Annotated in this window: 22 protein-coding genes, 1 tRNA gene and 1 other annotated feature (1 of these 24 cut by a window edge); of the genes, 5 read left to right on the top strand and 18 right to left on the bottom strand. The window is 42.5% G+C overall.

The annotated features are described in order from the left end of the window. Positions 1-79 (bottom strand) — a binding site (T-box leader) (it extends 195 nt beyond the left edge of the window). A 148-nt stretch (positions 80-227) separates the two neighbouring features. Further along, entirely contained in the window at positions 228-908 is a 681-nt protein-coding gene (locus NE638_RS14045; RefSeq protein ID WP_227589151.1) for a VanZ family protein, read from the bottom strand. Positions 909-1,165: 257 nt separating this feature from the next. Here NE638_RS14045 and NE638_RS14040 point away from each other — a divergent pair, with 257 nt between their 5' ends. The 3 genes from NE638_RS14040 to NE638_RS14030 all read left to right on the top strand — a co-directional run bounded on the left by NE638_RS14040 (position 1,166) and on the right by NE638_RS14030 (position 4,696). Continuing rightward, entirely contained in the window at positions 1,166-3,436 is a 2,271-nt protein-coding gene (locus NE638_RS14040) for a glycoside hydrolase family 3 C-terminal domain-containing protein (protein ID WP_173740881.1), read from the top strand. 569 nt (positions 3,437-4,005) lie between these two features. Beyond that, positions 4,006-4,488 (top strand): hypothetical protein, encoded by a 483-nt coding sequence (locus NE638_RS14035; protein ID WP_114002949.1) that lies wholly within the window; start codon positions 4,006-4,008, stop codon positions 4,486-4,488. Positions 4,489-4,622: 134 nt separating this feature from the next. After that, a tRNA-Pro gene (locus NE638_RS14030) sits at positions 4,623-4,696 on the top strand. A gap of 78 nt (positions 4,697-4,774) precedes the next feature. Here the strand turns inward: NE638_RS14030 and NE638_RS14025 are convergent. The 3 genes from NE638_RS14025 to NE638_RS14015 all read right to left on the bottom strand — a co-directional run bounded on the left by NE638_RS14025 (position 4,775) and on the right by NE638_RS14015 (position 8,037). After that, positions 4,775-5,920 (bottom strand): tyrosine-type recombinase/integrase, encoded by a 1,146-nt coding sequence (locus NE638_RS14025; RefSeq protein WP_173746448.1) that lies wholly within the window; start codon positions 5,918-5,920, stop codon positions 4,775-4,777. A gap of 1,087 nt (positions 5,921-7,007) precedes the next feature. Beyond that, entirely contained in the window at positions 7,008-7,790 is a 783-nt protein-coding gene (locus NE638_RS14020) for a hypothetical protein (RefSeq protein WP_173746446.1), read from the bottom strand. Further along, positions 7,783-8,037: a hypothetical protein gene (locus NE638_RS14015; RefSeq protein ID WP_173746444.1), complete on the bottom strand. Its 255-nt coding sequence runs from the start codon at positions 8,035-8,037 to the stop codon at positions 7,783-7,785. The genes NE638_RS14020 and NE638_RS14015 overlap by 8 nt, the downstream gene beginning before the upstream one ends. Before the next feature lie 954 nt (positions 8,038-8,991). Between NE638_RS14015 and NE638_RS14010 the strand changes: the two genes are divergently transcribed. Further along, a complete protein-coding gene (locus tag NE638_RS14010; RefSeq protein WP_173746442.1) occupies positions 8,992-9,786 on the top strand; it encodes a hypothetical protein in 795 nt (264 codons plus the stop codon). A 71-nt stretch (positions 9,787-9,857) separates the two neighbouring features. On the opposite strand, the gene NE638_RS14005 is transcribed toward NE638_RS14010, so the two are convergent. From NE638_RS14005 to NE638_RS13960, 10 genes are all read right to left on the bottom strand, one after another. Continuing rightward, positions 9,858-10,415: a Uma2 family endonuclease gene (locus tag NE638_RS14005; protein ID WP_173746440.1), complete on the bottom strand. Its 558-nt coding sequence runs from the start codon at positions 10,413-10,415 to the stop codon at positions 9,858-9,860. A gap of 299 nt (positions 10,416-10,714) precedes the next feature. Continuing rightward, positions 10,715-12,283 carry a GmrSD restriction endonuclease domain-containing protein gene (locus NE638_RS14000; protein ID WP_330603461.1) on the bottom strand — a complete coding sequence of 523 codons (1,569 nt, stop codon included), beginning with the start codon at positions 12,281-12,283 and terminating at the stop codon, positions 10,715-10,717. Positions 12,284-12,358: 75 nt separating this feature from the next. Beyond that, positions 12,359-13,867, bottom strand: a complete 1,509-nt coding sequence (locus NE638_RS13995; protein WP_055194511.1) for a recombinase family protein — start codon at positions 13,865-13,867, stop codon at positions 12,359-12,361. 89 nt (positions 13,868-13,956) lie between these two features. Beyond that, positions 13,957-14,133, bottom strand: a complete 177-nt coding sequence (locus NE638_RS13990; RefSeq protein ID WP_165483719.1) for a hypothetical protein — start codon at positions 14,131-14,133, stop codon at positions 13,957-13,959. Between the two features lie 133 nt (positions 14,134-14,266). Beyond that, complete coding sequence (locus tag NE638_RS13985) at positions 14,267-14,470, bottom strand: hypothetical protein (RefSeq protein ID WP_244094852.1); 204 nt, start codon at positions 14,468-14,470, stop codon at positions 14,267-14,269. 507 nt (positions 14,471-14,977) lie between these two features. Next, the gene (locus NE638_RS13980; protein WP_004064265.1) at positions 14,978-15,400 is read right to left on the bottom strand and encodes an RNA polymerase sigma factor; all 423 of its coding nucleotides are present in this window, start codon (positions 15,398-15,400) and stop codon (positions 14,978-14,980) included. Positions 15,401-16,070: 670 nt separating this feature from the next. After that, positions 16,071-18,563 (bottom strand): ABC transporter permease, encoded by a 2,493-nt coding sequence (locus tag NE638_RS13975; protein ID WP_055194517.1) that lies wholly within the window; start codon positions 18,561-18,563, stop codon positions 16,071-16,073. 17 nt (positions 18,564-18,580) lie between these two features. After that, complete coding sequence (locus NE638_RS13970) at positions 18,581-19,246, bottom strand: ABC transporter ATP-binding protein (RefSeq protein ID WP_005936003.1); 666 nt, start codon at positions 19,244-19,246, stop codon at positions 18,581-18,583. Positions 19,247-19,428: 182 nt separating this feature from the next. Continuing rightward, positions 19,429-20,460: a sensor histidine kinase gene (locus tag NE638_RS13965; protein WP_055194520.1), complete on the bottom strand. Its 1,032-nt coding sequence runs from the start codon at positions 20,458-20,460 to the stop codon at positions 19,429-19,431. Beyond that, on the bottom strand, positions 20,457-21,149 hold the full coding sequence (locus tag NE638_RS13960) for a response regulator transcription factor (RefSeq protein WP_118404182.1): 693 nt from the start codon (positions 21,147-21,149) through the stop codon (positions 20,457-20,459). Before NE638_RS13960 ends, NE638_RS13965 begins: the two co-directional genes overlap by 4 nt. 228 nt (positions 21,150-21,377) lie before the next feature. Between NE638_RS13960 and NE638_RS13955 the strand changes: the two genes are divergently transcribed. Continuing rightward, positions 21,378-21,737 carry a helix-turn-helix transcriptional regulator gene (locus NE638_RS13955; protein ID WP_036626676.1) on the top strand — a complete coding sequence of 120 codons (360 nt, stop codon included), beginning with the start codon at positions 21,378-21,380 and terminating at the stop codon, positions 21,735-21,737. A 169-nt stretch (positions 21,738-21,906) separates the two neighbouring features. Here NE638_RS13955 and NE638_RS13950 read toward each other — a convergent pair whose 3' ends face one another. From NE638_RS13950 to NE638_RS13935, 4 genes are all read right to left on the bottom strand, one after another. Then, positions 21,907-23,322, bottom strand: a complete 1,416-nt coding sequence (locus NE638_RS13950; RefSeq protein WP_025543451.1) for a relaxase/mobilization nuclease domain-containing protein — start codon at positions 23,320-23,322, stop codon at positions 21,907-21,909. A 79-nt stretch (positions 23,323-23,401) separates the two neighbouring features. Next, the gene (locus NE638_RS13945; protein ID WP_005927606.1) at positions 23,402-23,692 is read right to left on the bottom strand and encodes a CD1845 family protein; all 291 of its coding nucleotides are present in this window, start codon (positions 23,690-23,692) and stop codon (positions 23,402-23,404) included. Positions 23,693-23,867: 175 nt separating this feature from the next. After that, positions 23,868-24,209 carry a plasmid mobilization protein gene (locus NE638_RS13940; RefSeq protein WP_005927607.1) on the bottom strand — a complete coding sequence of 114 codons (342 nt, stop codon included), beginning with the start codon at positions 24,207-24,209 and terminating at the stop codon, positions 23,868-23,870. Then, entirely contained in the window at positions 24,209-24,391 is a 183-nt protein-coding gene (locus tag NE638_RS13935; protein ID WP_003500078.1) for a DUF4316 domain-containing protein, read from the bottom strand. The genes NE638_RS13940 and NE638_RS13935 overlap by 1 nt, the downstream gene beginning before the upstream one ends. Positions 24,392-24,396: the final 5 nt, after the last annotated feature.

Below are 24,396 nucleotides of genomic sequence, written 5' to 3'. Positions count from 1 at the left end.
TCCCTTCCGCTGCTTCTCACCGGCCAGCAGCTCTCTGTGCTCCGTTCTCTTGTGTACTATTCCTCATCTACGCATTTTCTTTTTGAAACTGGTATTAGGTTAACACGTTATGGAAGATTTGTCAACGAAATTTTAACGATGCACCGCGCAAAAATTTCAGTGCATCACTCACGAACAGCAATCCGGGCTGATCCGTTTCTCTGTCTTCCTGCTATCTGCGGCAGACATTATTCGGCTCCCCGCCTGACTGAAAGCTGATGACCAATCCAGTACACAGCCCCGCCAATACCTCCTCCAAGAGTATTATATGTCAGATCAGAAACCTGGAACGTCCCAAGCCTCAGGAAAAGCTGCAGAAGTTCAATGGACAGTGAGAATACAAAGGTAATCTTAAGTCCGGTCCACACAATATTCAAGAATGTTGTTTTTTTCAATATTTTCTTTCCTGCGGTCCAGAACAGCAGGATCGTGAACGGAATGAACAGCATCAGATTCTCAATACACTCAGTTGTGAGATATCTGGTACCATCCTCTCCATATTTCCAGATCCACCAGTTCGCCATCACATCCGAAAGGGGATTCATCCACATATCTCGGTTCAGCAGCGTGCGAAACAAGATCATGGTTGTATAAAAGGTCAGAAAAAACAGCTTCCGAAAAAAAGCATTTCCTCTGAAATACTGCCACCACACGGAAAAAGCTCCCCTGATTCCCCTTCCACCTGTCTCATTATGGTAGGCAAAGAGATAAAAAAACAGTACCATCACAGACAGGATCACAGAAAACCAAAATGGCTGGTACAAAGCTGTCAGTACACTTGTAATAATACTTGATATGATGTCTTTCATTATAAGTCCTTTCACATAAGCCAGACAGTCGACCATTCTTCTGTCCGGCAGCTCTGTCATTATTCCTACCTATATTACTACACTCTTCCCACAAAAGCCAGAAAAAGATATCTCTCACCGCTCTGTCAATCGACCTGCATATCGTTTTTATATTCCTGAAAATGTGAGGGTCATGCGGATATTCGCAATTGAAGCAGGGGACTTACTTGATTCGGCTAAACTGCAATATTTTTTTATTTTTAACAAATTTTTGTTATATTTTACCAGCAAAACATGCTATAGTTCATAGTAAGAAAAACATTTCGGAGGTATTTTTAATGAAACGTGATCTGAAAAAAATCGTAAGCCAGATGACACTGGAAGAAAAAGCCGGCATGTGCTCAGGTCTTGATTTCTGGCATCTGAAACATGTGGAACGCTTGGGGATCCCGGAAGTAATGGTCAGCGACGGCCCTCACGGACTTCGTAAGCAGGATGACAAGGGCGATCATCTTGGAATGAATGACAGCATCAAGGCCGTCTGCTTCCCGCCGGCCGCTTTAAGCGCCTGCTCCTTTGACCGCAAGCTGGTGGAAGAAATGGGCAAAACCATCGGAAAAGAAGCTCAGGCCAACGATGTATCCATAGTTCTCGGACCGGCCGTAAACATCAAACGTTCTCCTCTCTGCGGAAGAAACTTCGAATATTATTCCGAGGATCCATATCTCGCAGGTGAGATCGCAGCCGCTTTTATAAACGGAGTACAGTCCCAGCATGTAGGAACCTCTATCAAGCACTTTGCAGCAAACAACCAGGAATATCACCGCATGAGCAATTCTTCCGAGGCTGATGAGCGCACTTTACGTGAGATCTATTTCCCTGCATTCGAAACCGCAGTAAAAAAAGCTCAGCCATACACCTTCATGTGCTCCTACAACCAGATCAACGGCACTTTCGCATCTGAGAATAAATGGCTTCTCACAGATGTTCTCCGCGGTGACTGGGGCTTCAAGGGCTATGTAATGTCCGACTGGGGTGCAGTCAATGACCGCGTCAAAGGTCTTGAGGCAGGTCTTGAGCTGGAAATGCCTTCCTCCAATGGGGTCAACGATGCCCTCATCGTACAGGCCGTAAAAGACGGCTCCCTCAAGGAAGACATTCTTGACCAGGCTGTTGAACGCATTCTACGCATAATTTTTGAATATGCAGACAACCGGGCACCGCAGGAATTCACCATGGAAAAAGACCATGAAGAAGCACGCCACATTGCCGAAGAATCTATGGTTCTTCTGAAAAACGATGAGCAGATCCTCCCTCTGAAAGCATCCGAGAAAATTGCTTTCATCGGTGGTTTTGCAAAGAAGCCTCGTTTCCAGGGCGGCGGAAGCTCTCATATCAACTGCTTCAAGATCACAAACGCACTGGATTCCGTTCCTTCCGATGCACAGGTTACTTATGCAGAAGGTTTTCCTGCAGACAAAAATCTCTACGATGACGCACTTGCAGCTGAAGCGATCAAAACTGCTGCCGCCGCTGACAAGGTTGTGATCTTCGCCGGACTTCCGGACAGCTTTGAATCTGAAGGATACGACCGTTCCCACATGAGGCTTCCTGAATGCCAGAACCGTCTCATTGCTGAGATCCTTAAAGTACAGCCGAATACCGTGATCGTCCTCCACAACGGTTCCCCCGTGGAGATGCCATGGCTCAATGATATAAAAGGCCTTCTGGAAGCATACCTCGGCGGTCAGGCAGGCGGTACCGCTGTCGCAAACATCCTTTACGGAAAAGTAAATCCCAGCGGCAAGCTTGCCGAGACAATGCCGCTCAAGCTCTCCGACAATCCATCCTACCTGAACTTCGGCGGCGGTGAAAAGGTTGAATACCATGAAGGCGTATTCGTAGGCTATCGCTACTACGATACAAAAGAAATGGATGTAGCATATCCGTTTGGCTATGGACTCTCCTACACTACCTTTGCCTGCAGCGACCTGAAGATCTCCAATGAAAATCCTACAGACAAAGACACCATCACCGTTTCGGTTGATGTAACAAACACAGGAAATATGGCAGGAAAAGAAGTCGTACAGCTCTATGTCAAAGACTGTACCAGTTCCGCGATCCGTCCGGAAAAAGAGCTCAAGGGCTTCGAAAAGGTTTTCCTGAATCCAGGCGAAACCAAAGCAGTAACCATGGAGCTGGATAAGAGAAGCTTCGCATGGTACAATACAGAACTTCATGACTGGTTCGCAGCCAGCGGCGAATATAAGCTCCTTGTCGGTACATCTTCCAGAGATATCCATCTTGAAGGCAGGATCCATCTGAACAGCAGCCAGGAGCTTCCGATGCATGTTCATATGAACACCACCCTTGGCGAACTGTTCCGCAACCCAAAAACAAGCGAAACAGCAAAAGAATTGACAGCAAAATATATCTCAGCCATGAACGTTGGTGAAGAGTCCTCTTCTGAAGCCGCTTCCGAAGCTATCACTGAAGAAATGACAGAAGCCATGACCGACTCCATGCCATTACGTGCGCTGGTAAGCTTTGGCGGGTATTCCAGAGAAGAACTTACAGAAATTATTGAAAAATTAAATAAACTGGTATAATTTCACAGGACATCCTCTGCCGAACGAATTATACTTACATAAAAAGCTGCATAAAACGGCACAAAAAACGACATAATTGGACAGCTATGGCAGTTTCAGATCGCTTGACAAGCATTAAAGCGGATGTTATCATTACATATGGTTCAAAATCTTGGATCAAACAACAGAATAATCCGAAAAAATTACTGTCGCTTAATCTAACATTAAGCGGCAGTTTTCACATTCTCTTCATTTTCCTTTCACACAATGCACACATTTTTTTACTATATTATTAACTGTAGATAGCAAATGCTAAACAATCTTTTTCTTTTTCATACTTTTTTGCCGGGAGTCCGCACAACTCCCGGCCTCCTTTTTTTATTCTTCAGGTAGTTCGCCTGCATTTTCTATTATTATTAAAGATATAAAAATATGTCTTGTTTTTTCTTATTATATATATTATACTAGTCAAGAACTTATTGTTCCTGTCCATTTTGTTCTTTGATAATTTCATAGACTTCATACTCGAAACATGATACAATATCCGCACAGAGAAATATGCGGTACAATTTTTATAGGAGGATGCGCATATGCTAGATCAGAAAGATTTGGAATTATTAGCCGGTATGATAAACCCGATCAATGTCCAGCTGGGCAATATAAATAACCGATTAGATGGTATCGACGCCAGACTGGATGCAGTGGATACTCGTCTCGACGGTATTGACGCTCGTCTCGATGCTATGGATGTTCGTCTCGACGGTATCGACGCTCGTCTCGATGCTATGGATGTTCGTTTTGACGGTATCGACGCTCGTCTTGATGCTATGGATGTTCGTTTTGATGAAATAGATGCCCGCTTCAACCGGGTAGAAAACAGACTTGAAATGATCGATCTGAAATGTGATACCAACAGAAAACGCCTGGACGACCTTTCACTGGATGTTAAGCTTGCAGAACGGAATATCCGAAAAGATATCAAAAATTTACAGGACACAACAGAAACTCTTGTCGTTGTACTTCAGGGAAGAGGTATTTTACCTGACCCAGGTAACACAATACAGACAGCCTGATCATATTATGTAAAGAGTGTGAAGCCTATGAAAGTATCAAGGGATCACACTCTTTATTATCATCCATACAACCATCTTTCTCCTCAAAAAATGGTTGCATTTACAATTCGTTTATGTTATAGTTATATGCGTTGCGGGGTATGGCGTAGCTTGGTAGCGCGCACGGCTGGGGGCCGTGAGGTCGCAGGTTCAAATCCTGTTGCCCCGATATTTCTAACAAATTCAAGGATTTCCGAGGTCTGATGACTTCGGATTTTTTTATTACCTTTATTACCTTTTTTAGAACTCATCCAATGTTTTCATGCATTTTGGTTATTATCTCTGCCTTATCAGATAAGGTTGTCACATCAAAAGTATAATATTGTCTGTTAACTTGCGGAGAATGTCCTAACAAAGAAGAAGTCATCATTTCTGATACGCCTGCACATCTCATGTTGGAATTAAGAGTTTTTCTGAATGCGTGTATTCCTCTTTCTGGTATTTCCAATTGTTTACACTTATTTTTGATGCAAGATGAAACAACAGGCGCATGAATTCTTCCTTCTTCATTTGCAAATACCCACTCACAGAGATATCCTGCACTAAGCTCACTCTTTTTTATTTTAAGCAAAAGCTTTTTCAATTTCTCATCTATAGGGAATTGCCGCTTTTTCTTATTTTTGGTAGTATCAATATAATACTCTTTGGTTATCCTATTGAACTTTTCAGACTTATCAATCATGAAAAATCCATTTTCATAATCAAAATCTTCCCATTTCAGAGCAACAATCTCTCCTACCCTCATGCCCGTGAGACTGGCAAATTCCACAGCATAATTGGGAATATAGGATGGTTTCTCTTCGTATTCTTTATGTAACCACTCCAATATTGTTTTTACCTCTTCGTCAGAATATATCTGCTGTGACAATGGCTTATTTATTTCTTCGCAATAGCCATAAAACTGCTTACACACCAAATAACTCATTGGATTTTCATGTATTACTTTTTCTCTGTACGCTTTTCCAAATGTATTATTTACATATCCAAATAATTTCTTAAATGCCCCTTTACCCAATTTGTTGGAAACAATACTGTCATGGAAAAATATTTTTAAATCATCTTCGGAAATTTTTTCTATTTCCTGTGCAGCAAATTCTGAGCCTTCAAAGAAACGTTTGTAATCAGTCTGATACTTATATATAGTGTTATCCCCAACTAAATGATCCTGCACTGATCTCCAACTCTTATACATTTTATCAAATGTAGGCTTTTTGTTGCTATGTGCTTTATAATAGGAAATAATTTCATCTTCTAACTTGGCTTTTGATGATTTTTTTATCATCCGCAAACCATTTTTCTTTGTTTCATCTTTTACATAAGTTCTCCATTTGCCATCACTGCCCTGCGTTATTTTTCCATGATGTTGTTTTAATAATTCCTCTCTTTTTTTCATTTCAATTACATTCCGCACTTGTGACATATCAACAATATCATTTTCTTGCAGATATTTCAACATACTATATAGGTCGTCTTTTTCATTACATTGCAAAGTATTTATCACTCCATTATTTATTTTTATATTTTGGGATTTTTATTAGAATTGTTCATAGACAGAGCCAAAGAACTCGACTCCTTTTATTAAAAACAGGATGATATTCTCCGTCTGAACATCATCCTGTAAATGTTTACTGTTAATTCTTTCTACTTGTTATTGTTTTCCTCAGATATCCAATTTCCTACAGGATCAATCACCAAACATACCATTTTTAAAGAATAATACAATCATCCAAATCTCCGCTTATTCTTACGGATATCATTTTGTGTTTTACTACTTGCAAGATCAAGAATCTTATTCAATTCTGGAAGAGTATCACGTGTTAGATCACCTTGTACAGTAAATGTATTGTATACATTGTTTACACTGTTTCCAGAAGCATCCTTAACTTTAAGTTCTGGCATTTTAAAGTTACTATTCATTGCGTAATTCTGCTGACGTTCTGCCATTTTCATCAATGTTTCTGTCATATCATTCGGAATAATACCGTCAGATGGTTCTACAGGAGTAAGAATACCTTTCTTAGTAACAATGATTTCACGACCATTCTCATTTGTCATTGCAACTCTTGGAACTCCACCTACATGCTTCGTTCCCTTTGCATATCCCTTTAGATGTCCAGAATTATATCCAGTATCAAAGGAATTAGATTTTTTCATATTGGATTTATCCTGGCTAGTAAAATATTGACCAGAAGTTATACCGCCAATATTATTCAAGATATAATCAATACCTGCCATCATGTCACTGTAATTTTCACCAGCACCGCTAATAGTATTACTGATAGCATCTGACATTTTTGCAAGGTCTGAACTTAGCTGATTAGACCACTTCTCAAAATCTTCACTCAACTGAGTTTCAAGATCATCCAGACCATTCACTGTAATGTCATATACATGGTCACGTACAGTATCATCTAAATCATCCTGTTTATCCTTGAGTGATGCTTCAAGTCGTGCTTTCTGTGCCTTAGATTCTGCATCTGTCAGTCCTTCAAGTCCACGAATCTGTTGCTTGATAAGTTCAATCTCATCTGTTTTCTTCTTAATAGTCTTATCATAATCGTAATACTCTTTCTTTTTCTTGAGTGCCTTTTTACGAGCATCAATTTCTTTGAACATTGCATCCTGTACAGCTTTAAGAATAACATAGCAATCACAAATGCACCGTTATCTTTCAGCATCTTCATCTTTTCAGAATCATCAAAGTTTGACCCACTGGAATAGGAAGTATCACTTAAAAATGCATCCAACATATTTACCAGAATCGTATTAATCTTTTTCAAATCTGAATAAGATTCATTATTTACAAAAATAATGGCACCCAGTTCTTCAATCTGCATGAGTTCTTTTGCCACATTATACGCATTCAGTCTTTTCTGAATTGACTCATCTTGTCTTGGCATAAGAATTACTGGAACAACAATTTTATCTGGATTTTGCACCAGAATTTCACTTACAAATGTAATACATCCTGATCCTGTTGAACCACCGGCAGAAGCAATCACAATAATGATTTTCTTCTCTATTTCTTTAAGTTTCTTCAATATATGTTTGTTACGTTTTAACGCTTCATAGGCAAGCTCTCTATTTCCTGCAAGACCGTCATATCCTTCAAGCCTCATACTATTTTTAGCATTGGGAATACTTTTAATATCCTGTTCTGATCCGTTTACCGAATATGTAAGATAATTTTTCTCCTGGAACTCATAAGTTACAGTCATACCGCCTAAACCTAAACCAATAACTGCCGTTGAATCTTTAAGCATGTTCGTTCTCCTCTTCATCCTTTATTAGCTTTAAGCCTTTTTCTGTAATGTAGTATGTGTATGCTTGCCAATCTCCACATCCACGCTCTACATATCCTTGCTCTCGTAATTTTTTTATTTTTCGAGAAGTTGTTGTTCTGCATGATTTTGATATTTCCATGATTTCCTGTAATGTCATGCTGTGAAAATGGCTGGTACAATTCTTCTTTTTCAAAATCTTTAGAATCACATAACCCAATCTGTTCATTTGATAAATCACCTCCCGTATTTATCACTTTCCTGTTTATTAGTTAGTCCGTAGTGTGCTATAGGATAGTAATACAATTTCAATAGTGTTGTATAACTGACCACTGAAAGGTAAAAATTTTTGATTCCATCCATATAATCAAGATGAAATCCAAGTTTCAAATCTTCACTTCTTTATGCCTATAGATACACTTTCTCCCTTGGCATAACCCAAGAATCCAAAAGCAACACCATTTTTATAAATGGTATAGAAAATAATCTATTATCATAGTGCGATCCTCCTGTTATTCAGTTTTCATAGTACATTTGGGTACAGGAAATAAACCAATCTGCAAATGCACAAAAGTACATAGCTTACCTGCCATATCTTGCTGCCCTTAAATTTTTTTATCGGGAAATAAACTGTGCAGACTTGCACAAAAATGAATTTAATGATATACTTTATCTTGTCTAAGGAAAAGTATAGACTTCATTCTTGATGCCTGTACAATACATACTGGATTGAGTTTAGAACTCATCCTATAAGATAGAGATGATGGTATCGCCAAATACCGTTGTCTCTTTCTTTTTATCCGTAACGCCATTATATGCCAGAACATTTGTTTGTGTTAACCTATAATGTTACGCTTTGATTAAGTTCTGTTTACCTGTTCCAATGTGTCTGTTATCCCATCAACAGAGCAGTTATGTTACTCTGTACTGCTCTGTATCTTGCTTACATTTTGAATTATATCACTGTGTATGTCGTATGTCAATTGCAAAATACAATTTTTCATATTTTTATTGTATAATTCTTGTTTTATTGTATATAATAAATTGTATATTAAAAATAACATGCCTTTTTTATAATTTACGATACAATTATCATTGTTATTTTGTATATATTGTATTATTATTGTATATATCTAAATGTATCAAAAATAAAAATGTATATTGTCTGGAGGAATACAATATTATGGCTACTCTCGCAAGTCTTTTACGCTATAATAAAAACCAAATAATAATAATAGATACTCAGGAAATCCGCTTAATAGATCATCTCAAAGAATTACGCATTGCCAGAAAAATAACTAAGAAAAAGATTTCAAACCTTGTTAAACAAAATGACTATTGGTATTCTCAAATTGAACGTGATGGAAAAAAAGGAGATGATAATCGTCAATTAACCATATATAGAAGCGATCTTATCAAAATTATTGCTATTGTAAAATTCGGAGCAATGACTTCTAAAGAAATAGAGTTGAATAAAACTCAGAGTATTAACTATATAGATCAAATAATAAGTGCTGTTCCAGTAAACGGATCTGCGACAAAAATTGAAATGCTTCGAGTAGTCCAAAGTAGAACTGTCGAAGAACAGGAACGTTTATTAGAGTCTTTACTTACTACACAAAGCCAATTACTTAATCATGCCTTTAGACAATTAAGCACTGTCAATGATAAAGATATTTTTTTAGACCATTTAAAAAATTTAAATAGTTCATTAAAAATAAATCCTACATTTATGGTTTATCTTGCAGGTATGCCATTTGCAGAATTTTTATATGAAAGTAAACAAGAAAATCTTCATAGCCTACTAACAGATATTATGAAACAACTTGATAATTTCAGAATTGATATTAACAATGGAAATCTTCAAAAGGCTTCTTCCTATCTTTTTGCTCTTCAAAATACTATTACCAAATATACTGGTAAAACTTTTATGGATTTCCAAAAAGAAAATAATATTTCTTTACCCGAAGACGAATAATTTTCTCAACATACCAAAAGCCCCAGGATTAACTCCCGAGGGCTTTCATACTGTCTCATATTAAATTATAATCATTCTACGTTCTCAAACATCTCTGCTAATGTCATAGAGATTTTCGGAAAATCTTTCAGCGTCACCACTGTATCTGCATTATAATGATCTTCTTCTGGATCATCCTGCAAGATATAGCTATACTTCAAATCATATTTACCATCTTCAAGATAATAAATCTGTACTGCTCTTTCTTTCGGTGAGATGATCCAATACTCTTCTACGCCTGCTGCTTGATAAATTTCTTTCTTTACGGTCATATCTCTCAATGCTGTTGCAGGACTAAGAGTTTCCACAATAAATCTGGGTGTACCAGTATAAGAACCACCTTTCAAATGCTTACGGTCACATATAATCATTACATCCGGTATTACATAATCATCACTTTCCTGTGCATGATATTTATAATCCAGATTCTCCATAAATGCTAAACACAAGCTGCCTTTTAATCCTGTTTTTATGATGGAATAAATATTACCGTCTACAATCCCATGCTGATAATTCGGTGATGGTGACATATTATAGATTACACCATTAATCTTCTCTTCTTTTCTATATTCCTCTTTAAGTAATGGCATATTATCACCTCCAAGTGAATTTTGTTATATGTACATTATAATATAGATCATGTCTGTTCAGCAACCTGTTTTTTGATTCTGACAAAGCAGATATAAATATCATCACAGCAGCAGTCGTGTTATACTCATTTCTTCACAATATATTAATGAAATAACCATCAAATTTCAACGCAAATGCCTTTAAGGTAAAGTTGTTAGGGTAGATGGTTTTCGTCCAGAATTTAAGGTTGTATATAAGGATTTCTGCGTAGAATTGATTCTGTGAGTATGATTATATTTCCATTTTGTGCATACTATATCTATATTCTTCTTGTTTCACTGGAATGTCTAATATATTTTTGATTATCGTACAAACTAATCTCACCCATAAATTTACTTTTAAATATTACTATTTCCACATCATAATAATCTACTATTTCAAATGTCTCTAATATATATTGTTTTAGTTTAGATGATATTGGTTCATTTTCTATGAGTTGTCTTAGTTTTCTATTATATTGGTCTATCCCTCCACATAAACGTCTTGCCTCTATTGCTATTCCAGGAATATAATGTTGATTATTTATAACAACTTGCCCTTTAAAGAGGTTATACCAATCATCATACGTTTTTTTAGAATCAGCAATTCCTATTATAAGCATTCCTTCCTCTTTTGCATCAGAAATATTTGCCATTGCAACTAGCGTTTTTGCTATATCTTTTATTGTGTTATTATTTACTTGACATGAAGTAAAATAAGAAATTCCTATCTTAAGCTCTGTCAATTGACTTTCTATTTTAGAATAACTTAATCTTTTGTTAACTTCTCCAACTATAGCATTACTTTTTTTCTCAATTGATTTTGCAAATGCTGGTTTCAATAAATTATACAAATTATCAACCGTTATTTTCATTTTTGTATAATCAATAACGTTATTATTAGTAAAACCCTCAATGATACTAACAGCATTTTTTATTTTTTGGGCTACTTGCGTATAATTTACAATAATATATCCATCAGATATTAAATTATATAAAGCTAAAAATACTACCTTAAATCCTTCATCTTTATTTTTTGTTCTCTTTTTTTCAAATAAGTAAGACGAAAAATCAGAATTTACAGAAACAAAAATCATATCGAAGATATCAAATACTTTTTTAAATTTTTCTTCTAAATTGTTTTTCCCAATTTCTCTAATCCTACCTTCAATTTCTATATTAAGTTTAGAATTCTTTCTATATAATTCATCCAAAGAACTTTTGCTTTTTTTGAATTGATCTAATAATACTGTAGCAAGCAAAGTTTCAATTATTTCTTCATCTTTTGACTCTTTGACATTTTGGGCATTAATTAAATCATGCCTTCTCCAAAAAATATCATTTAAATCAACTCCATATCCATATTCTTTATGTCCAACACTTATTTGTGGAATTTCACACAATCTAATGTGATCATCGTAAGTATTATCCATTCTAATGTCACTAGCAATTCTTCTTACTAAATCTGGGAATTCTCCAACTGCCATGGACTGCCTTAAATCCTGATTAGAAATTTTTCTCCCTGTAGAATTTATCCTGCTAAATATCATATCTACAGTTTCATTATTTTTACCAGTTATAATTGTTGGCAATTGATATCTAGTAAAATCAAGACATAAATCTCTTGGTAAATAGCAAGCTTTTTCATGAACTTTCAAACGCATATCTTTATCCATCATTAGCTGAAATGTTTCATTATATGAACTAGGATTAAAATAGCAAATTTTTCCCTGATAATTAATACCATATTCGCCTAATATAAAGGATATAATAGCATTTAAACGTTGCATTCCATCCACAATTTCCAAAACACATTTATTTTCCGGTATTAAATTATATTTGACAAGCAAAATAGCTGGTAAACATCGGTGTACAAGGGGTACAAACGAGATAAAATAGAAATGAGGGGCGATAGAGCGGAAATATCAGATTTTCCACTCTATCTGAACACGGTCGCTGGTGGCCTTGATTGTAGAGATCAAACCATCGGCGGCTTTTCTTTTGTCGTCAAAATCTATGCTGTCCCAGTTGTCGAGATAATAGGATAACTTCTTTATCTGCTGGGGAGATATGGTTTCAACGCTCAATTCAGCGATTGCCTTTGAAATGGTCTGGCGTCGGGTGTCCAGTTCTTCAATTTTTTTGTTAGCGTAGGCAAGCAAGGTCGCATTGGCTCCGGTTAGCGTATCCAGCAGCTTTTCAATTTCTGCCTCCACCTGTGCCAGCTCCACTTGATAGGCGGTCAGTTTCGGATTGACTTTTTCCTCTCTGCCGTGGAGTATCTGAAAGTCTTTGAACTTTTCCTGCATGGCCGAGAAAATGAATTGCTCAAATTCTTCTTTGCGGATTTTCCCACAGCCCGGACAGCCTTTGTTTTCCGTCCGTTTGGTACAGCGGAAATATCCGGTGCTATTTGGTACATGGGTGGCTTTCAGAGCATACCCACAATGCCCGCATTTGATTTTTCCAGCCAGCCAAGTGTTCTTCGGTTTCCGTCCCTGCTGGAAGGTGGTATTTGCCATAAGTTTTTTCCGGCATTTCAGCCATGTGTCAGAGGAAATGAGTGCTTCATGGGGAGCGATAACAAGTATCTGGTCTTTTAAGCACCTGTCCTTGTCCTCCTTCACATCCCGCCCCTTATAGAGATAGCAGCCGTTTGTTCCGGCAAAGTCAGAAGCGTCATTGACAATCGCTGCACCCTGACTCTTGAAAAATTCGTACAGCTCCAAGTCGGCCTGTGCATAAACGGGGTTTCGCAAAAGCTGGGAAAGAAAACTCCGAACCATTGACTTCTCGTAAATCTTGATACCCTGTTCCTCGAAGTATCGGGTAATATCTCCGAAGGAGGTTTCCGGTTCAGCGTACATTTCAAACATCAGCCGTACATGGTCGGCGGCTATGGGGTCGGCAACCATTTTCTTTGTACGGATACCCTCTACCACAGTAGGCTCTAACTGATAACCGTATGGTGCCTGTCCGCTCATGTGGAAACCTTTCAGACACCGGGAATAGTAGGCGTCTGTGACACGCTTCTGAATTGTCTCCCGTTCAAGCTGGGCGAATACAATGCAGATATTCAGCATGGCCCGGCCCATCGGGGTCGAAGTATCAAACTTTTCTGTGGATGATACAAACTCCACATCATACTCTTGAAACAGCTCCATCATCGTTGCAAAGTCCAGAATAGAGCGGCTTATACGGTCCAGTTTATACACGATGACCCGCCTGACCTTTCCCTTGCGGATCTCGCCCAACAGCTTTTGAAACTCCGGCCTATCCGTATTTTTACCGGAATAGCCTTTGTCCTTGAATACCCGGCAGCTCCCACCTTTCAATTCATACTTGCAAAAGTCAATCTGACTTTCAATGCTGATACTGTCCTTGCGGTCTACTGACTGTCTTGCGTAAATACAATCTTCTCTGATAAATTCCATATTGGGCTCCTTTCCTTGTTGGAATGGAGCTACCAACCTTACAACTATATTATACCATCAGCAGCCCCGGACAACAATGTTGCGAATGATTAGGGAAATCTGTCCCCATATTTTCTGAACACCTCATAAAGACAACGCTCAATTTCTTTTTTGCGCTGTGCTTTCTCCTTCGGGGGAAGTACCGGCGTGAGGCTTTCCAGCACAATGATCTTCCCTTGAAATGCGACAGACTTTGTTTCTCGTTCATAAGTGACAGCTTGCGTCATTGAAAACCTCCTTTGCGAAAGTGCGTGTATATGCCTGCCTTTCCCGCTTGTCCTGTGGGGAAATGTCAAAAGGCGACACCCAGCAGGTGCCGCCCTTTGAGCTTTCTCCACTTCGGGTCGATATGGCCCGAGGTCAGTAAGGACTGGAAAGGTACTTTTCTTTGGCGTCCTCCACGCTGTTGAGGTCAAATACTTCATAAAGCTGCCCCACAACACGCCGTATATCCTTCTTTGAAAATCCGCAGTTCTCCATTGCCATAATGACATAACCGCGGCAGGCGTCATTGCTCCATTCGTCCGTTTCCAAGCCGGGGATCATTCCAAACGCATTTCCCATAAAATGCTCCTTTTTTGAAAAGATGGGGAGCCACGCCGGATCGGTTGGCCTATCATCAGACAGCATTGCCGGGGGCTCCCCATAGGTTTTCACTTCATTTCAGACACACCGGACGGACATAGGCTTCATGCCCCATAGTATTTCAACTCTCCCCATTCTGATGGCAAGGCGTTCTCATTGCCTGCGACGGCTCACGGCTTGCAAGGCCGCTTCAACGCTCGGACTGTGACTAAACGCAAGTATCCGGGTTCTGCGCCTGTTCCGGTGGAGCCAGCCTTGCCCCACCTATGGCATGGACCTGTTCGCTCGCTCAGTTTTACAAAGACTGTATTCTCTGAAATCCGAGGTCATGGCGGGTCTGTCACACAGCGCGTTCCCCTTCGTATCCGGGTGTCTTTTTATTCGATTTTCAATCTGCATGAGGCTTGTCTGAACCTCGAGCCATTGTGACCCGAAGTGTTTTGCCTCTCATAAGCCATTTCATTTTCCGGCCTAAATCGGTACGCCTTACAAAGAATTTTTCAAAATTTTTTCTAAGCGCCGCAGACCTCGCTCGATTGCGACACGAACCACTTTTTCATGGACGCCCTCTGCCCGGGCAATGTCCTGTTTGGTCATGCCGAGAATGAAATGAGCATAAATCCGTTTTGCCTGTTTGTCCGGCAGACTGGAAATCGCTGCGTGAAGCTCCTGCATGGTCACTTTCCGCTCATACAGTTCATGGGGAGATAAGGCAACAAAGACAGCTTCATGCTCCAGCCCGTCATCCCGATCAAGGGAATAGTAGGCTTTGTGGCGGTATGTACGCAGCCGGTAGGCAGCCTCTTTACGATCAAACTCTTTGAACATTTCTGCAACTTCTTCCGATACTTCCATGAAGCAATCCGATGTATAGAACGGGTAATAGTCCCGCAAATTGATAATAGCCATATTGACCTCCGTTTCGGTTGTTGGTTGACGAGTGACCGAAACGAAGGCGGCGGGGAGCGGCACCGGGGAATGGCTTCGGGCCAACATGACCCGAAGCCGCCCCATAAGAACGCAAAAGCGCCCGGGCGGCATGAAGCCACACGGACGCATGAAATGACATAATAGTTAAGGTTCCAACAAATTTCGCATACATAGCCGGAATAACCCGGAGGCGGGGCTATGCTTTTTTTAACTGATGTAGGTCATGGGCACTGTGAAAAAAGGCAAAGATAGACACGGCGGCAATCCTCCTATATGCCGCCGTGGATTTACACGGTGTTAGGTCGTCGTTGGTTTAGGGGAGCGAAAAGAAACGGCGGCTCTGATTTCTCAAAACCGCCGTATCGTCAGTGATATAGGAAAGCACACGAAATCCTCTGCCCGTCAGCGGTTTTTTTCTTTTCCCCGCTGTGGGGGCAGATGTTTCTTAATTGATTTACCACAAGCATAAACTACAAATGTTACACAAATGTCCGAGGCGTCTTTGATTTCGACAGAAAAACAGGCTGAATTGTTACAAAGCTCGGACATTTCAAAAGAATTTTTTGAAAAATACTAAAGAAGCGGAGCAGCTAAAATCTGCTCCGCTTCGATATGATTGATCTAAGGATGTTTTGCTATTTGATTAAACTCACTCTGTCAACCGCAATCGCTCCACAACTGGAAGGTTAACGTCAGTTTTGTAGACCCATATAGGCACAATAAGGCAGATTAGCAACACCAGTCCAGACACCAGCACCAGTGGGATAAATGGATAGGAGAAAACAGCATAATAGGCCACTTTACTAAAAATCATATATAGCAAGATGAAGATTGCTGTTCCAATGGTGACTGCAAGGGAAAGGGAAACACCCCAATAATAGAAACCTTCCATAAATAGCATTCGTTTGATTTGTCGCTTTGTCATTCCAATGCTTTCAAGAACAGCTAATTCATAGCGCCGAGTATTTACATTGACAACCATTGTATTGACAAAGTTCATGACACCAACAAGCAGCAGGATCACGGACAACCCTGTTCCTAAAACCTTTGCTGTAATGAGATATTCCTGCATTTCTTCTCGCCGTTCATATCGGGATATAATATCAATGTTAGCTTGTGATGCGGTGATTTGCTTTAATTCTTGCAGTATACTTTCGTCATGTTGACCATCCGTATCAAAGGCCACGCGGAACACTCTATATTGCGGAAAGAGTTCTTTCAAAGCTGTTTGACTAATATACAAATCAGGAGCCGTCCCTCTCTCATTGCCTCCTCCTGCTCGAAACCCTTCATTCAAATAACCGTTCGCTACAATAAAGGAATGCTGTCCGTTCTGCGTCTGGATTGTTATTTCCTGCCCTGGCTGAATAAGGCCTTCTACTGTTTTGGACAGCAGCACAACCTTTCCTTGTTCAAAGGCAGACGTGTCAATAGGCAAGTTTAAGGTTTTATTGATTTCTTCCAAATATGCACTGTCAATTCCAAAAACCCCGCTAAAAAAGTTTTGCTGATAATTTTCTAATTTTGCCGGATCAGAAAAATCAATGCCGTTTACTCCGTCTAATGACGCAAGAAACTCGTGAAATACAGCATCGTCATATACAACATCTGCTGCTACTTGAGGATAAGGTGCATAGGTCAACCTCAAATTCTCAATGCCGTCAAGCTGACCAATCTCTGAAACCATTTCGCTGGAAATTAAATCTTCTCTTTCGTGGATACTATATGTGAGTGCAAAATCGCTTACTCCCCATTGGCTCACATAATTCTCCGGGCTTAAACCATGTAATAGCCCTGTGACGACAAGGAACAAGGTAAGGCCGAAAAAAAGCGATGCAAAAACAAGGGTTGTACTCTTAGCATTACGAAAGACATTGTTCCATGCCATTCTGGACAACTTCATTTTGCTACAATTTCTGGCGCTGCTCTTTGTGCTGGCTGCTGTATATTGGAGTGCTGCTATTGGTGAAACACTTCCGGCAATTTTGGCGGGCTTCATGCTTGCAATCATAACGGTAATGAACGTAAATATGGCCGCTCCTATGAAAATAAACGGCGAAAAAGATACTTTTGTTCCCACATCAGAATTTGTTGAATACATCATATTCAGGAAGTAAGGAACAATGCCAAAGGAAACAACCGCACCAAGTAACAGACCAATCGGAATACCAATACAAGAGATTCTGATTGCCTGCTTATAGATAATTCTCTTTATCTGCCTTTGGGTCGTTCCAATCGTTTTAAGACGGCCATAGAATTGCACATCTTTTACGACAGAGACATAAAGAATATTATAAATCAGCAGATAGCCGCTAAAGGATATAAAAACTGCTAAAATTATTACAGCTAAAATAATAGTTCCACCATTTGCCTGTTCTAATGGTACAATTTCAAATGTTTGCCCTTCTGTAAAGTCAATCTCACGCCGCAATCTTTCACAGTTTTTGTCAGCATTATCATTGCCTTGAAAACGGATCATTGCCGTAACACTATTATCCAGTGATACATTTAAGCTATCCTTAAAAGCGGATGAAACATAAACATAACCACGATTATTTGTGCGCATTGGAATGTAGTCCGTATAGTAGCCCGACAGCAAAAAGGTGTCCGTGACATAATCATAGCTATCGCCAATTTGGTATGACAACACAATTTCCATCCCTATTTGTGGATCAGAAATACCCATCTGTTCAAGCACCCATGTAGGCAACATGATTTCGCTTTTACTTAACGGATAATTTCCTACAACACCTGATATAGTAGGAAGACGGTGGTGTTCCCACTCTGTATCATTTATCCATACTACACCTAATCTTGCGTTTCTCAGTTGTTCTGTATCAACACTGCCTAAACGCTGCTGTATGCCTACGTCAAGTACAAGACTTGATTTTGAAATCTCAACCAACTGTTCTTCCGTTACATTTGTGATTCCGGCATCTGCGGTAGTTCCCATTAAGCGGATTTGTTGCATTTGGTAGGTTTCAAAGTAACTAAAGCCAATACTAAATGTCGCAGTTATCATAAATGCAGTTAGTGCCAGAGCAATGATTGCAAATAAATTACGCTGCCGTTCATGGTGCAAACTGCGCTTTGCCAGTTTCTTTTCAATGTTACTGGTATCATTTTCAAAAGGCCATGTCATAGTCTGCCACCCCCTACTTATTCCACAATTTTGCCGTCCTCAATGCGGACAATCCGATCTGCAAGACGGGCAATATCGTTGTTGTGGGTAATCATCACAACGGTTTGCCGGAACTCCGCACTGGTGCGCTTGATAAGCCCCAGCACCTCGGCGCTGGTCTTGCTGTCAAGGTTACCGGTCGGCTCGTCGGCCAGCACGATAGCCGGTTTGGTAATCAGGGCGCGTGCAATCGCCACACGCTGCTGCTGTCCGCCGGAAAGATTATTCGGCATATTTTTCAGTTTATCTTCCAGCCCCAGCAGGTGAACGATCTCGTCCAAAAACTTCTGATCCACCGTGTCCCCGTCCAGCTCCACCGGCAGGACGATGTTCTCATACACATTCAGAATAGGAACAAGGTTATAGTTCTGGAAGATAAAGCCGATGTTGCGGCGGCGAAAGATGGTAAGCTGTTCATCGTTCTTCTTTGCCAGTTCTTCGCCCCGGACGATCACGGTTCCGCTGGTTGGAGTGTCCAGCCCGCCCATCATGTGAAGCAGGGTGGACTTGCCGCTACCAGAGGTTCCCACAACAGCCACAAACTCGCCGTCCTCCACGGAGAAATTTACGCCGTCAAGGGCGCGGGTAATGTTCGGTTCTGTACCGTAATACTTTTTCAGGTCAATCGTCTGTAAAACGCTCATATTCAAAACTCCTTTCAAGGCTTCCTACCTGTTGATAAGTGTATTGTAAAACCCAAATGTCCGCGAAATGTTACAGCGGCTAAAAAAATTCATTGAAAATTGAGGTGAAATGTTACAACGCTCGGACATTTCATTTTATCTCTGCACCTCGGGCCAACTTGACCCGAAGCAGAAAGTTTCTCTCAACGCAAGGGAAGCATAATGGAAAATTCCGAACCCTTGCCCGGCTCCGAAACCACTTTGATATAGCCGCCCTGCCGCGTTACGATCTCGCGGGCCAGATACAGGCCAATGCCCACACCCTGCTGTTCGTGTACTTCTTCCTCACGATAGAAGCGCTGGAAGATAGCGGCCTGATTGCTTTCGGAAATGCCCTTGCCAGTGTCGGTCACTTTGATTTCCACATACATTTCCCACAGCACCACAGACACAGCGATTTTCCCGCCTGCCGGGGTGTACTTCACCGCATTGTCCAGCAGGTTAAAGAGGGCTTCCGATGTCCACTTGCTGTCATGGGAAACGGTCAAATCCTCCGGGCAGTCCACGGACACGGCGATTTCCTTTTTCTCCGCTGCATACACGATCCCACTCATGGCCTGTGCCACGGTATCAAAGAGGCGGCCCGGTTTCTTGTCCAACTGGATCACGCCTGTTTCCAGACGGGAGGTTTTCACAAGGGCCTGAAAGAGAAAGTCCAGCTTATCCGTCTGGCTGCGGATTCCCCGGATAAAGTCGGTGCGCTCTGCCTCGACCATAGGCTTTTCCAGCAGGGTGTCCGTCGCCATTTTCAGATTGCTTACCGGCGTTTTCACCTGATGGGAAATATCCGATACAAGGGTCTGTAACTCCTGCCGTTCCTCGTCCACCCGGCGGCGGTTCTCCTGCATGATCTGGTAAAGCCTTGCCAGCCGGTGTCCGATTCTGGCAAGCTGGGTTTCGCTGTCCTCTGGCCGCTGGGGCGCTTCATTTCCGGCGATCATGTGGTCTAAGGTCTGGCACAGGTCAGTGGTAAACTGCGACAGTCGCTTTCCAAACGCCTGCGTCAGTACAAAAATCCCTACAATGGCGCACAGCAGCAGCGCCCCGCCTGTCAGCAGCACCGCAATCTGTTTTGTCACAAGAAAAAGAGCTATGGTGATCCCGGACATGGAGAGGACAAGCTCCATTGCCACCCGGCCAAACAGCCGCTTTACCGAGAGGTTTTGAAACTTCATTTTACCTCGCCTCCCGTCCATTGATACCCCATGCCGTAAACGGTCTTGATGTAGGGTGCGCCGCCGTCGGCTTCAATCTTGCTGCGAATACGGCTGATGGAGGTTGTCAGGGTGTGTTCGTCCACAAACCGCTCGTCTATATCCCACAGCTTTTCCAAAAGCTGCCCACGGGTCAGCACTTGCCGGTGATTTTTACGAAACAGGTTCAGCATTTTGTACTCCATCGGGGATAGAGTCAGGGGCTTGCCGTTTAAGGAAGCCGTCTGCTCCGAGAAGTCCAGAAACAACCGCCCGTCGTCGTAAATGTCCTTGGCCGGTTTGTGGTGTTCCAGCATGGCGAACATGGCTTTGATTTTCCGCTGCAAGGCCCCAATCACAAAGGGCTTTGTGATGTAGTCCACCGCGCCCACCTCATAACCCCGTATCTGGTCGCTCTCCTGATCGTTGGCGGTCAGGAAAATCACGATGGTATCCGGGTGCTGGGGCTTTATCAGCTTGCACAGTTCAAAACCGTTCCCGTCCGGCAGGTTGATGTCCAGCAGCACTAAATTAAATTCCCGCTGGCGGATGGCGTCGGCTGCGGTTCTGGCATTTAGGGCAGAAGTCACGCCATAGCCGTCTGCGGTCAGGTTATAGGCCACCATCTTATTCAAAAAACTGTCGTCCTCGACAATTAAAATCTGCTTCATATCCTCACTTCCTTTGCTTTTTGCAGATAGTATAACAGGCAAATGTCCGCGAAATGTTACAGCGGACGGATTTTTCAAAAAATTATTTCTTCATAAATTATATAGCCTGTTGGCTTTTACATCAAGATTTTACAAGTGAATAGTGAAATGAAATACTACCTTACATAAAGTTTCATTACATTCTCATAATCCAGCCCGAAATGTACAATGATATAGGGTGATATGAGAATGAACCAAGATGAAAGAAGGTTTGACTTTCACGGCCTCGGGGCAGCTCTCAAAAGAGCCAGAGAAGAAAAGGGCTGGACACAAGCCTACGTTGCGGAATTAGTAGACCGTGACTCCCGTACCATTATGAATATTGAGAACAAAGGTCAGTATCCCAGCTTCGACCTTTTTGTTAAACTCATTACCATGTTTGACGTTTCAGTTGACCAGTTTATTCATGCGGACGGAGGGGCAAGGTCAAGTTCTTGCAGAAAGCACATTGATGTGCTCCTAAATTCTATGAATGAAAAAGAGCTTGTTGTAATAGAAGCCACAGCCGAGGGCATTAAGAAAGCCAGAGAAACGGAGGTTCCAGAATAAGGGCCTCTGTTTTTTTGCGCCATTTTAGGGGCTGTCGCTAAGTGGCAAGCAATGCCTCTGTGGCCACAAGTGGCACAAAGGCGGCTTGTTGGGGCTCGCCCCAAACCCGTATCTTCGGGCCAACATGGCCCGAAGTGTCAGCGTCGCTTTGCTCCTTATTTTCATAACCTTAACGCTCCTTTTCCTGCTTTCTTCCCGGTTCGGTGTAGCCCATCAGAGTGTCAATGTTCGCTTTGATCGTGACGATCTCCTGCATGTCCCGTCGTGCCTTTTGATATTCTCCATAGAGCTGTTTTTTCTTTGCTGTGAGCTTACGGCCTTCTTCCTTCAGCACATCCATTTTGGGGAGCTTCGCCCCGCCCAGCAGAGAGCGCATTTCCGCTTGTGCAGCCCGGTACAGTTCAAGGTCGGCCTCATGCTCCGCAAGGAATTTCCGGCTGTACTTCGTCGCCTTATACTGCTCAAAGACTGGACGGGTTTTGGCATACTGAACCGTTGCGGCCTTTAGCCCGGCATTGGTTTTCATGGCCTGTTCCGTCTGCTTGATCTGCTCGGAAATGGTATGAAAACGGTCTGCTGCCTCGGTGGCTTTCTGTGCCAACTGCTCATAATCGGTCAGGCCATTGTCCTGTATATAAGCAAGAGCGGCGGCCATCTGCTTAATGTTAAATACCTTCGCCCAGCGTTCATATCCCGGCCCCTTACCGGCAGCCAGCTTTGCTTGAATATCCACCGCCAGACTGATTTTCCGCTCCGAGCGCCCGGGGCGTTTTTCTTTGCCCTCAATGGCGGACAGAACATCTTGCAAGTCGTAGCCGTCCCCCAGCGTGGAGGCACGCAGACGGGTGAAGCGTTCCTGTCCCTGCCCGGTCAGCCGGAAGCTGATACCGCCGCCCCGAACCGTCTTGACCTCATACCCGGCCCGCTTCATCAAATTGAGAAATTCGTCCAAATCAGCGGGGCGTTCCGCCAACGCAGTATCAATGGCAAGGCGCAGCCTGTCCTGATAGGAAAGCGGCCCTTTCCGGTCTTTCTGCCACTCTCCATAGTTCCGATACTTGCCCTTGCTCCGGGGCTTCGGGTTCTCCACGATGGACAGCCCGTTTTCAAGGCACAGCCTGTCAGAGAGCCGCCGAAGGGCGAAGCTGGAGCCCCAAAAATTTCGGAATTTCCGGGTGCAGTCAAGGGTGGTGGAGTTGTAATAAATGTGACAATGGATGTGCTGCTTATCGGTGTGTGTGGTAACGATAAAAGCGTGCCGCCCCTTTGTCCAGCGCATAGCCAGCTCATAGCCGATACGGTTCGCCTCCTTCGGGGTGATCTCGCCCGGATAGAAGGATTGTCGTATCTGATAGCACAGCACATTATTTTCTTTCTTCTGTTCCCGGCCCGTCATAGCGGCATAGCTGGCCTTTGCCAAAAGGAACTCGTCCGCCACGGTGGCCGGATCACATTCATAAGCGGAGATATACTTTCCGCTTTCTGTTTTCTCCGGGTCCTTGCCATAGTCCAGACAATCCCGGATAGCCTCAGCAATCGTTTCGCCTTCGCCCGCATGGCGCTGCAACAAAGTTGTGGTAGCCAGAAATCATCCCTCCTTTCCATGAGAAAGGGGCGGCCCATTCAGACCGCCCCGACTTCGGGCCAGTATGGCCCGAGGCTGCTTAACTTGCCAGAAACCGGTACAGAGCGGATTTGCCTCCGTCCAGCGCCCAAAGAAGGGAGCCCGCCGCCGCTTGCAGTCCATACGGCGAAAGAAGGAAGGCAAGAAACAGAAATACAATCCCGCCTATGGGCGTCGGCGTGAAAAAGAGAGCGACACCCAGCACCGTCAGGATCACAGAGGCAATCGTCAGCAGGACGGCACAAATATCAAATAGGAACACCAGCAGAGCCGCCAGAAGGGACAACGCTAAAGCAAAGGGAGCAACCAATATTTTTAGCAGTATCTTCATCTTCAAAACCTCCTTTATCTATCCTTCCTACCTCTATTTTATCATGCTTGCCCGGGGACATAAATGTTGCGAAAGATTAGTAAATCCTGTCCAAAACTTTTGGGTCATACTGGCCCGAAGTGGTAAAAAAAGAGCAGGGCGGCAAGCCCCGCAACGGAAGCCTGCCGCCCTCGTCTTACTTTGCCACCAGCTCGGAAAGCTCCCGCAGCACCTTTGACACCTCGCCCCACAGCTTTTCATAGTCCCGCTTCAATCCGTCGATTTCCTCCGGGTACACGCCATAGGTGTGTGCGTGTACGGCGACCTGATTGAGATTGTTGGAACAGCGCCGTTGCAGAGAGATCAGCTCTTTTACGGGCGTAAGGTCGATGTGCAGGATATACCCGTTCAGAGCCATTTTCCGTACATAAGCCCCGGCGTTGGAAATGCCCGCCTCGGCCATCCGCTCATGGATGGCTGCCAACTCGTCTGGCGTTACCATGACGTGCAGATGGACATTCCGCTTGCGGTTCTCCATCAGCGTTCCAGCTCCCGGCCTTTCCGGCGCTCTTTGGGCTCCTTTACCTTATCAAGCGGTTTTGCGTCCAGCTCCGGGGGCGTGGGTGGGATAGGCGTGTTGTTGGGTACGCCGTCGATCATGTTGCAGTTCTGCTCCGTGGAGAGCTCGGCGGTTTTCAGATAGTTGTCTTTTTCGTGCATGGCGA

The sequence above is a fragment of the Blautia sp. MSK.18.38 genome (assembly GCF_024460535.1).
Taxonomy (GTDB): Bacteria; Bacillota; Clostridia; order Lachnospirales; family Lachnospiraceae; genus Blautia_A; species Blautia_A fusiformis.
The sequence above is the reverse complement of the archived record's forward strand: the minus strand, read 5'-3'. Positions and strand labels throughout refer to the sequence as shown.

What these genes read in the sequence shown, in the direction of transcription:
- NE638_RS14010 (WP_173746442.1), top strand. Translation starts at nt 8,992, where the DNA reads ATGGCTACTCTCGCAAGTCTTTTACGCTATAATAAAAACCAAATAATA.
- NE638_RS14025 (WP_173746448.1), bottom strand. Translation starts at nt 5,920, where the DNA reads ATGAAAAAAAGAGAGGAATTATTAAAACAACATCATGGAAAAATAACG.
- NE638_RS13985 (WP_244094852.1), bottom strand. Translation starts at nt 14,470, where the DNA reads ATGGGAAATGCGTTTGGAATGATCCCCGGCTTGGAAACGGACGAATGG.
- NE638_RS13990 (WP_165483719.1), bottom strand. Translation starts at nt 14,133, where the DNA reads ATGACGCAAGCTGTCACTTATGAACGAGAAACAAAGTCTGTCGCATTT.
- NE638_RS14015 (WP_173746444.1), bottom strand. Translation starts at nt 8,037, where the DNA reads ATGAACAGATTGGGTTATGTGATTCTAAAGATTTTGAAAAAGAAGAAT.
- NE638_RS13995 (WP_055194511.1), bottom strand. Translation starts at nt 13,867, where the DNA reads ATGGAATTTATCAGAGAAGATTGTATTTACGCAAGACAGTCAGTAGAC.
- NE638_RS13955 (WP_036626676.1), top strand. Translation starts at nt 21,378, where the DNA reads ATGAACCAAGATGAAAGAAGGTTTGACTTTCACGGCCTCGGGGCAGCT.
- NE638_RS14020 (WP_173746446.1), bottom strand. Translation starts at nt 7,790, where the DNA reads ATGCTTAAAGATTCAACGGCAGTTATTGGTTTAGGTTTAGGCGGTATG.
- NE638_RS13975 (WP_055194517.1), bottom strand. Translation starts at nt 18,563, where the DNA reads ATGACATGGCCTTTTGAAAATGATACCAGTAACATTGAAAAGAAACTG.
- NE638_RS13935 (WP_003500078.1), bottom strand. Translation starts at nt 24,391, where the DNA reads ATGCACGAAAAAGACAACTATCTGAAAACCGCCGAGCTCTCCACGGAG.
- NE638_RS13970 (WP_005936003.1), bottom strand. Translation starts at nt 19,246, where the DNA reads ATGAGCGTTTTACAGACGATTGACCTGAAAAAGTATTACGGTACAGAA.
- NE638_RS14040 (WP_173740881.1), top strand. Translation starts at nt 1,166, where the DNA reads ATGAAACGTGATCTGAAAAAAATCGTAAGCCAGATGACACTGGAAGAA.
- NE638_RS13960 (WP_118404182.1), bottom strand. Translation starts at nt 21,149, where the DNA reads ATGAAGCAGATTTTAATTGTCGAGGACGACAGTTTTTTGAATAAGATG.
- NE638_RS13945 (WP_005927606.1), bottom strand. Translation starts at nt 23,692, where the DNA reads ATGAAGATACTGCTAAAAATATTGGTTGCTCCCTTTGCTTTAGCGTTG.
- NE638_RS14045 (WP_227589151.1), bottom strand. Translation starts at nt 908, where the DNA reads ATGACAGAGCTGCCGGACAGAAGAATGGTCGACTGTCTGGCTTATGTG.
- NE638_RS13965 (WP_055194520.1), bottom strand. Translation starts at nt 20,460, where the DNA reads ATGAAGTTTCAAAACCTCTCGGTAAAGCGGCTGTTTGGCCGGGTGGCA.
- NE638_RS14005 (WP_173746440.1), bottom strand. Translation starts at nt 10,415, where the DNA reads ATGCCATTACTTAAAGAGGAATATAGAAAAGAAGAGAAGATTAATGGT.
- NE638_RS13940 (WP_005927607.1), bottom strand. Translation starts at nt 24,209, where the DNA reads ATGGAGAACCGCAAGCGGAATGTCCATCTGCACGTCATGGTAACGCCA.
- NE638_RS13980 (WP_004064265.1), bottom strand. Translation starts at nt 15,400, where the DNA reads ATGGCTATTATCAATTTGCGGGACTATTACCCGTTCTATACATCGGAT.
- NE638_RS14035 (WP_114002949.1), top strand. Translation starts at nt 4,006, where the DNA reads ATGCTAGATCAGAAAGATTTGGAATTATTAGCCGGTATGATAAACCCG.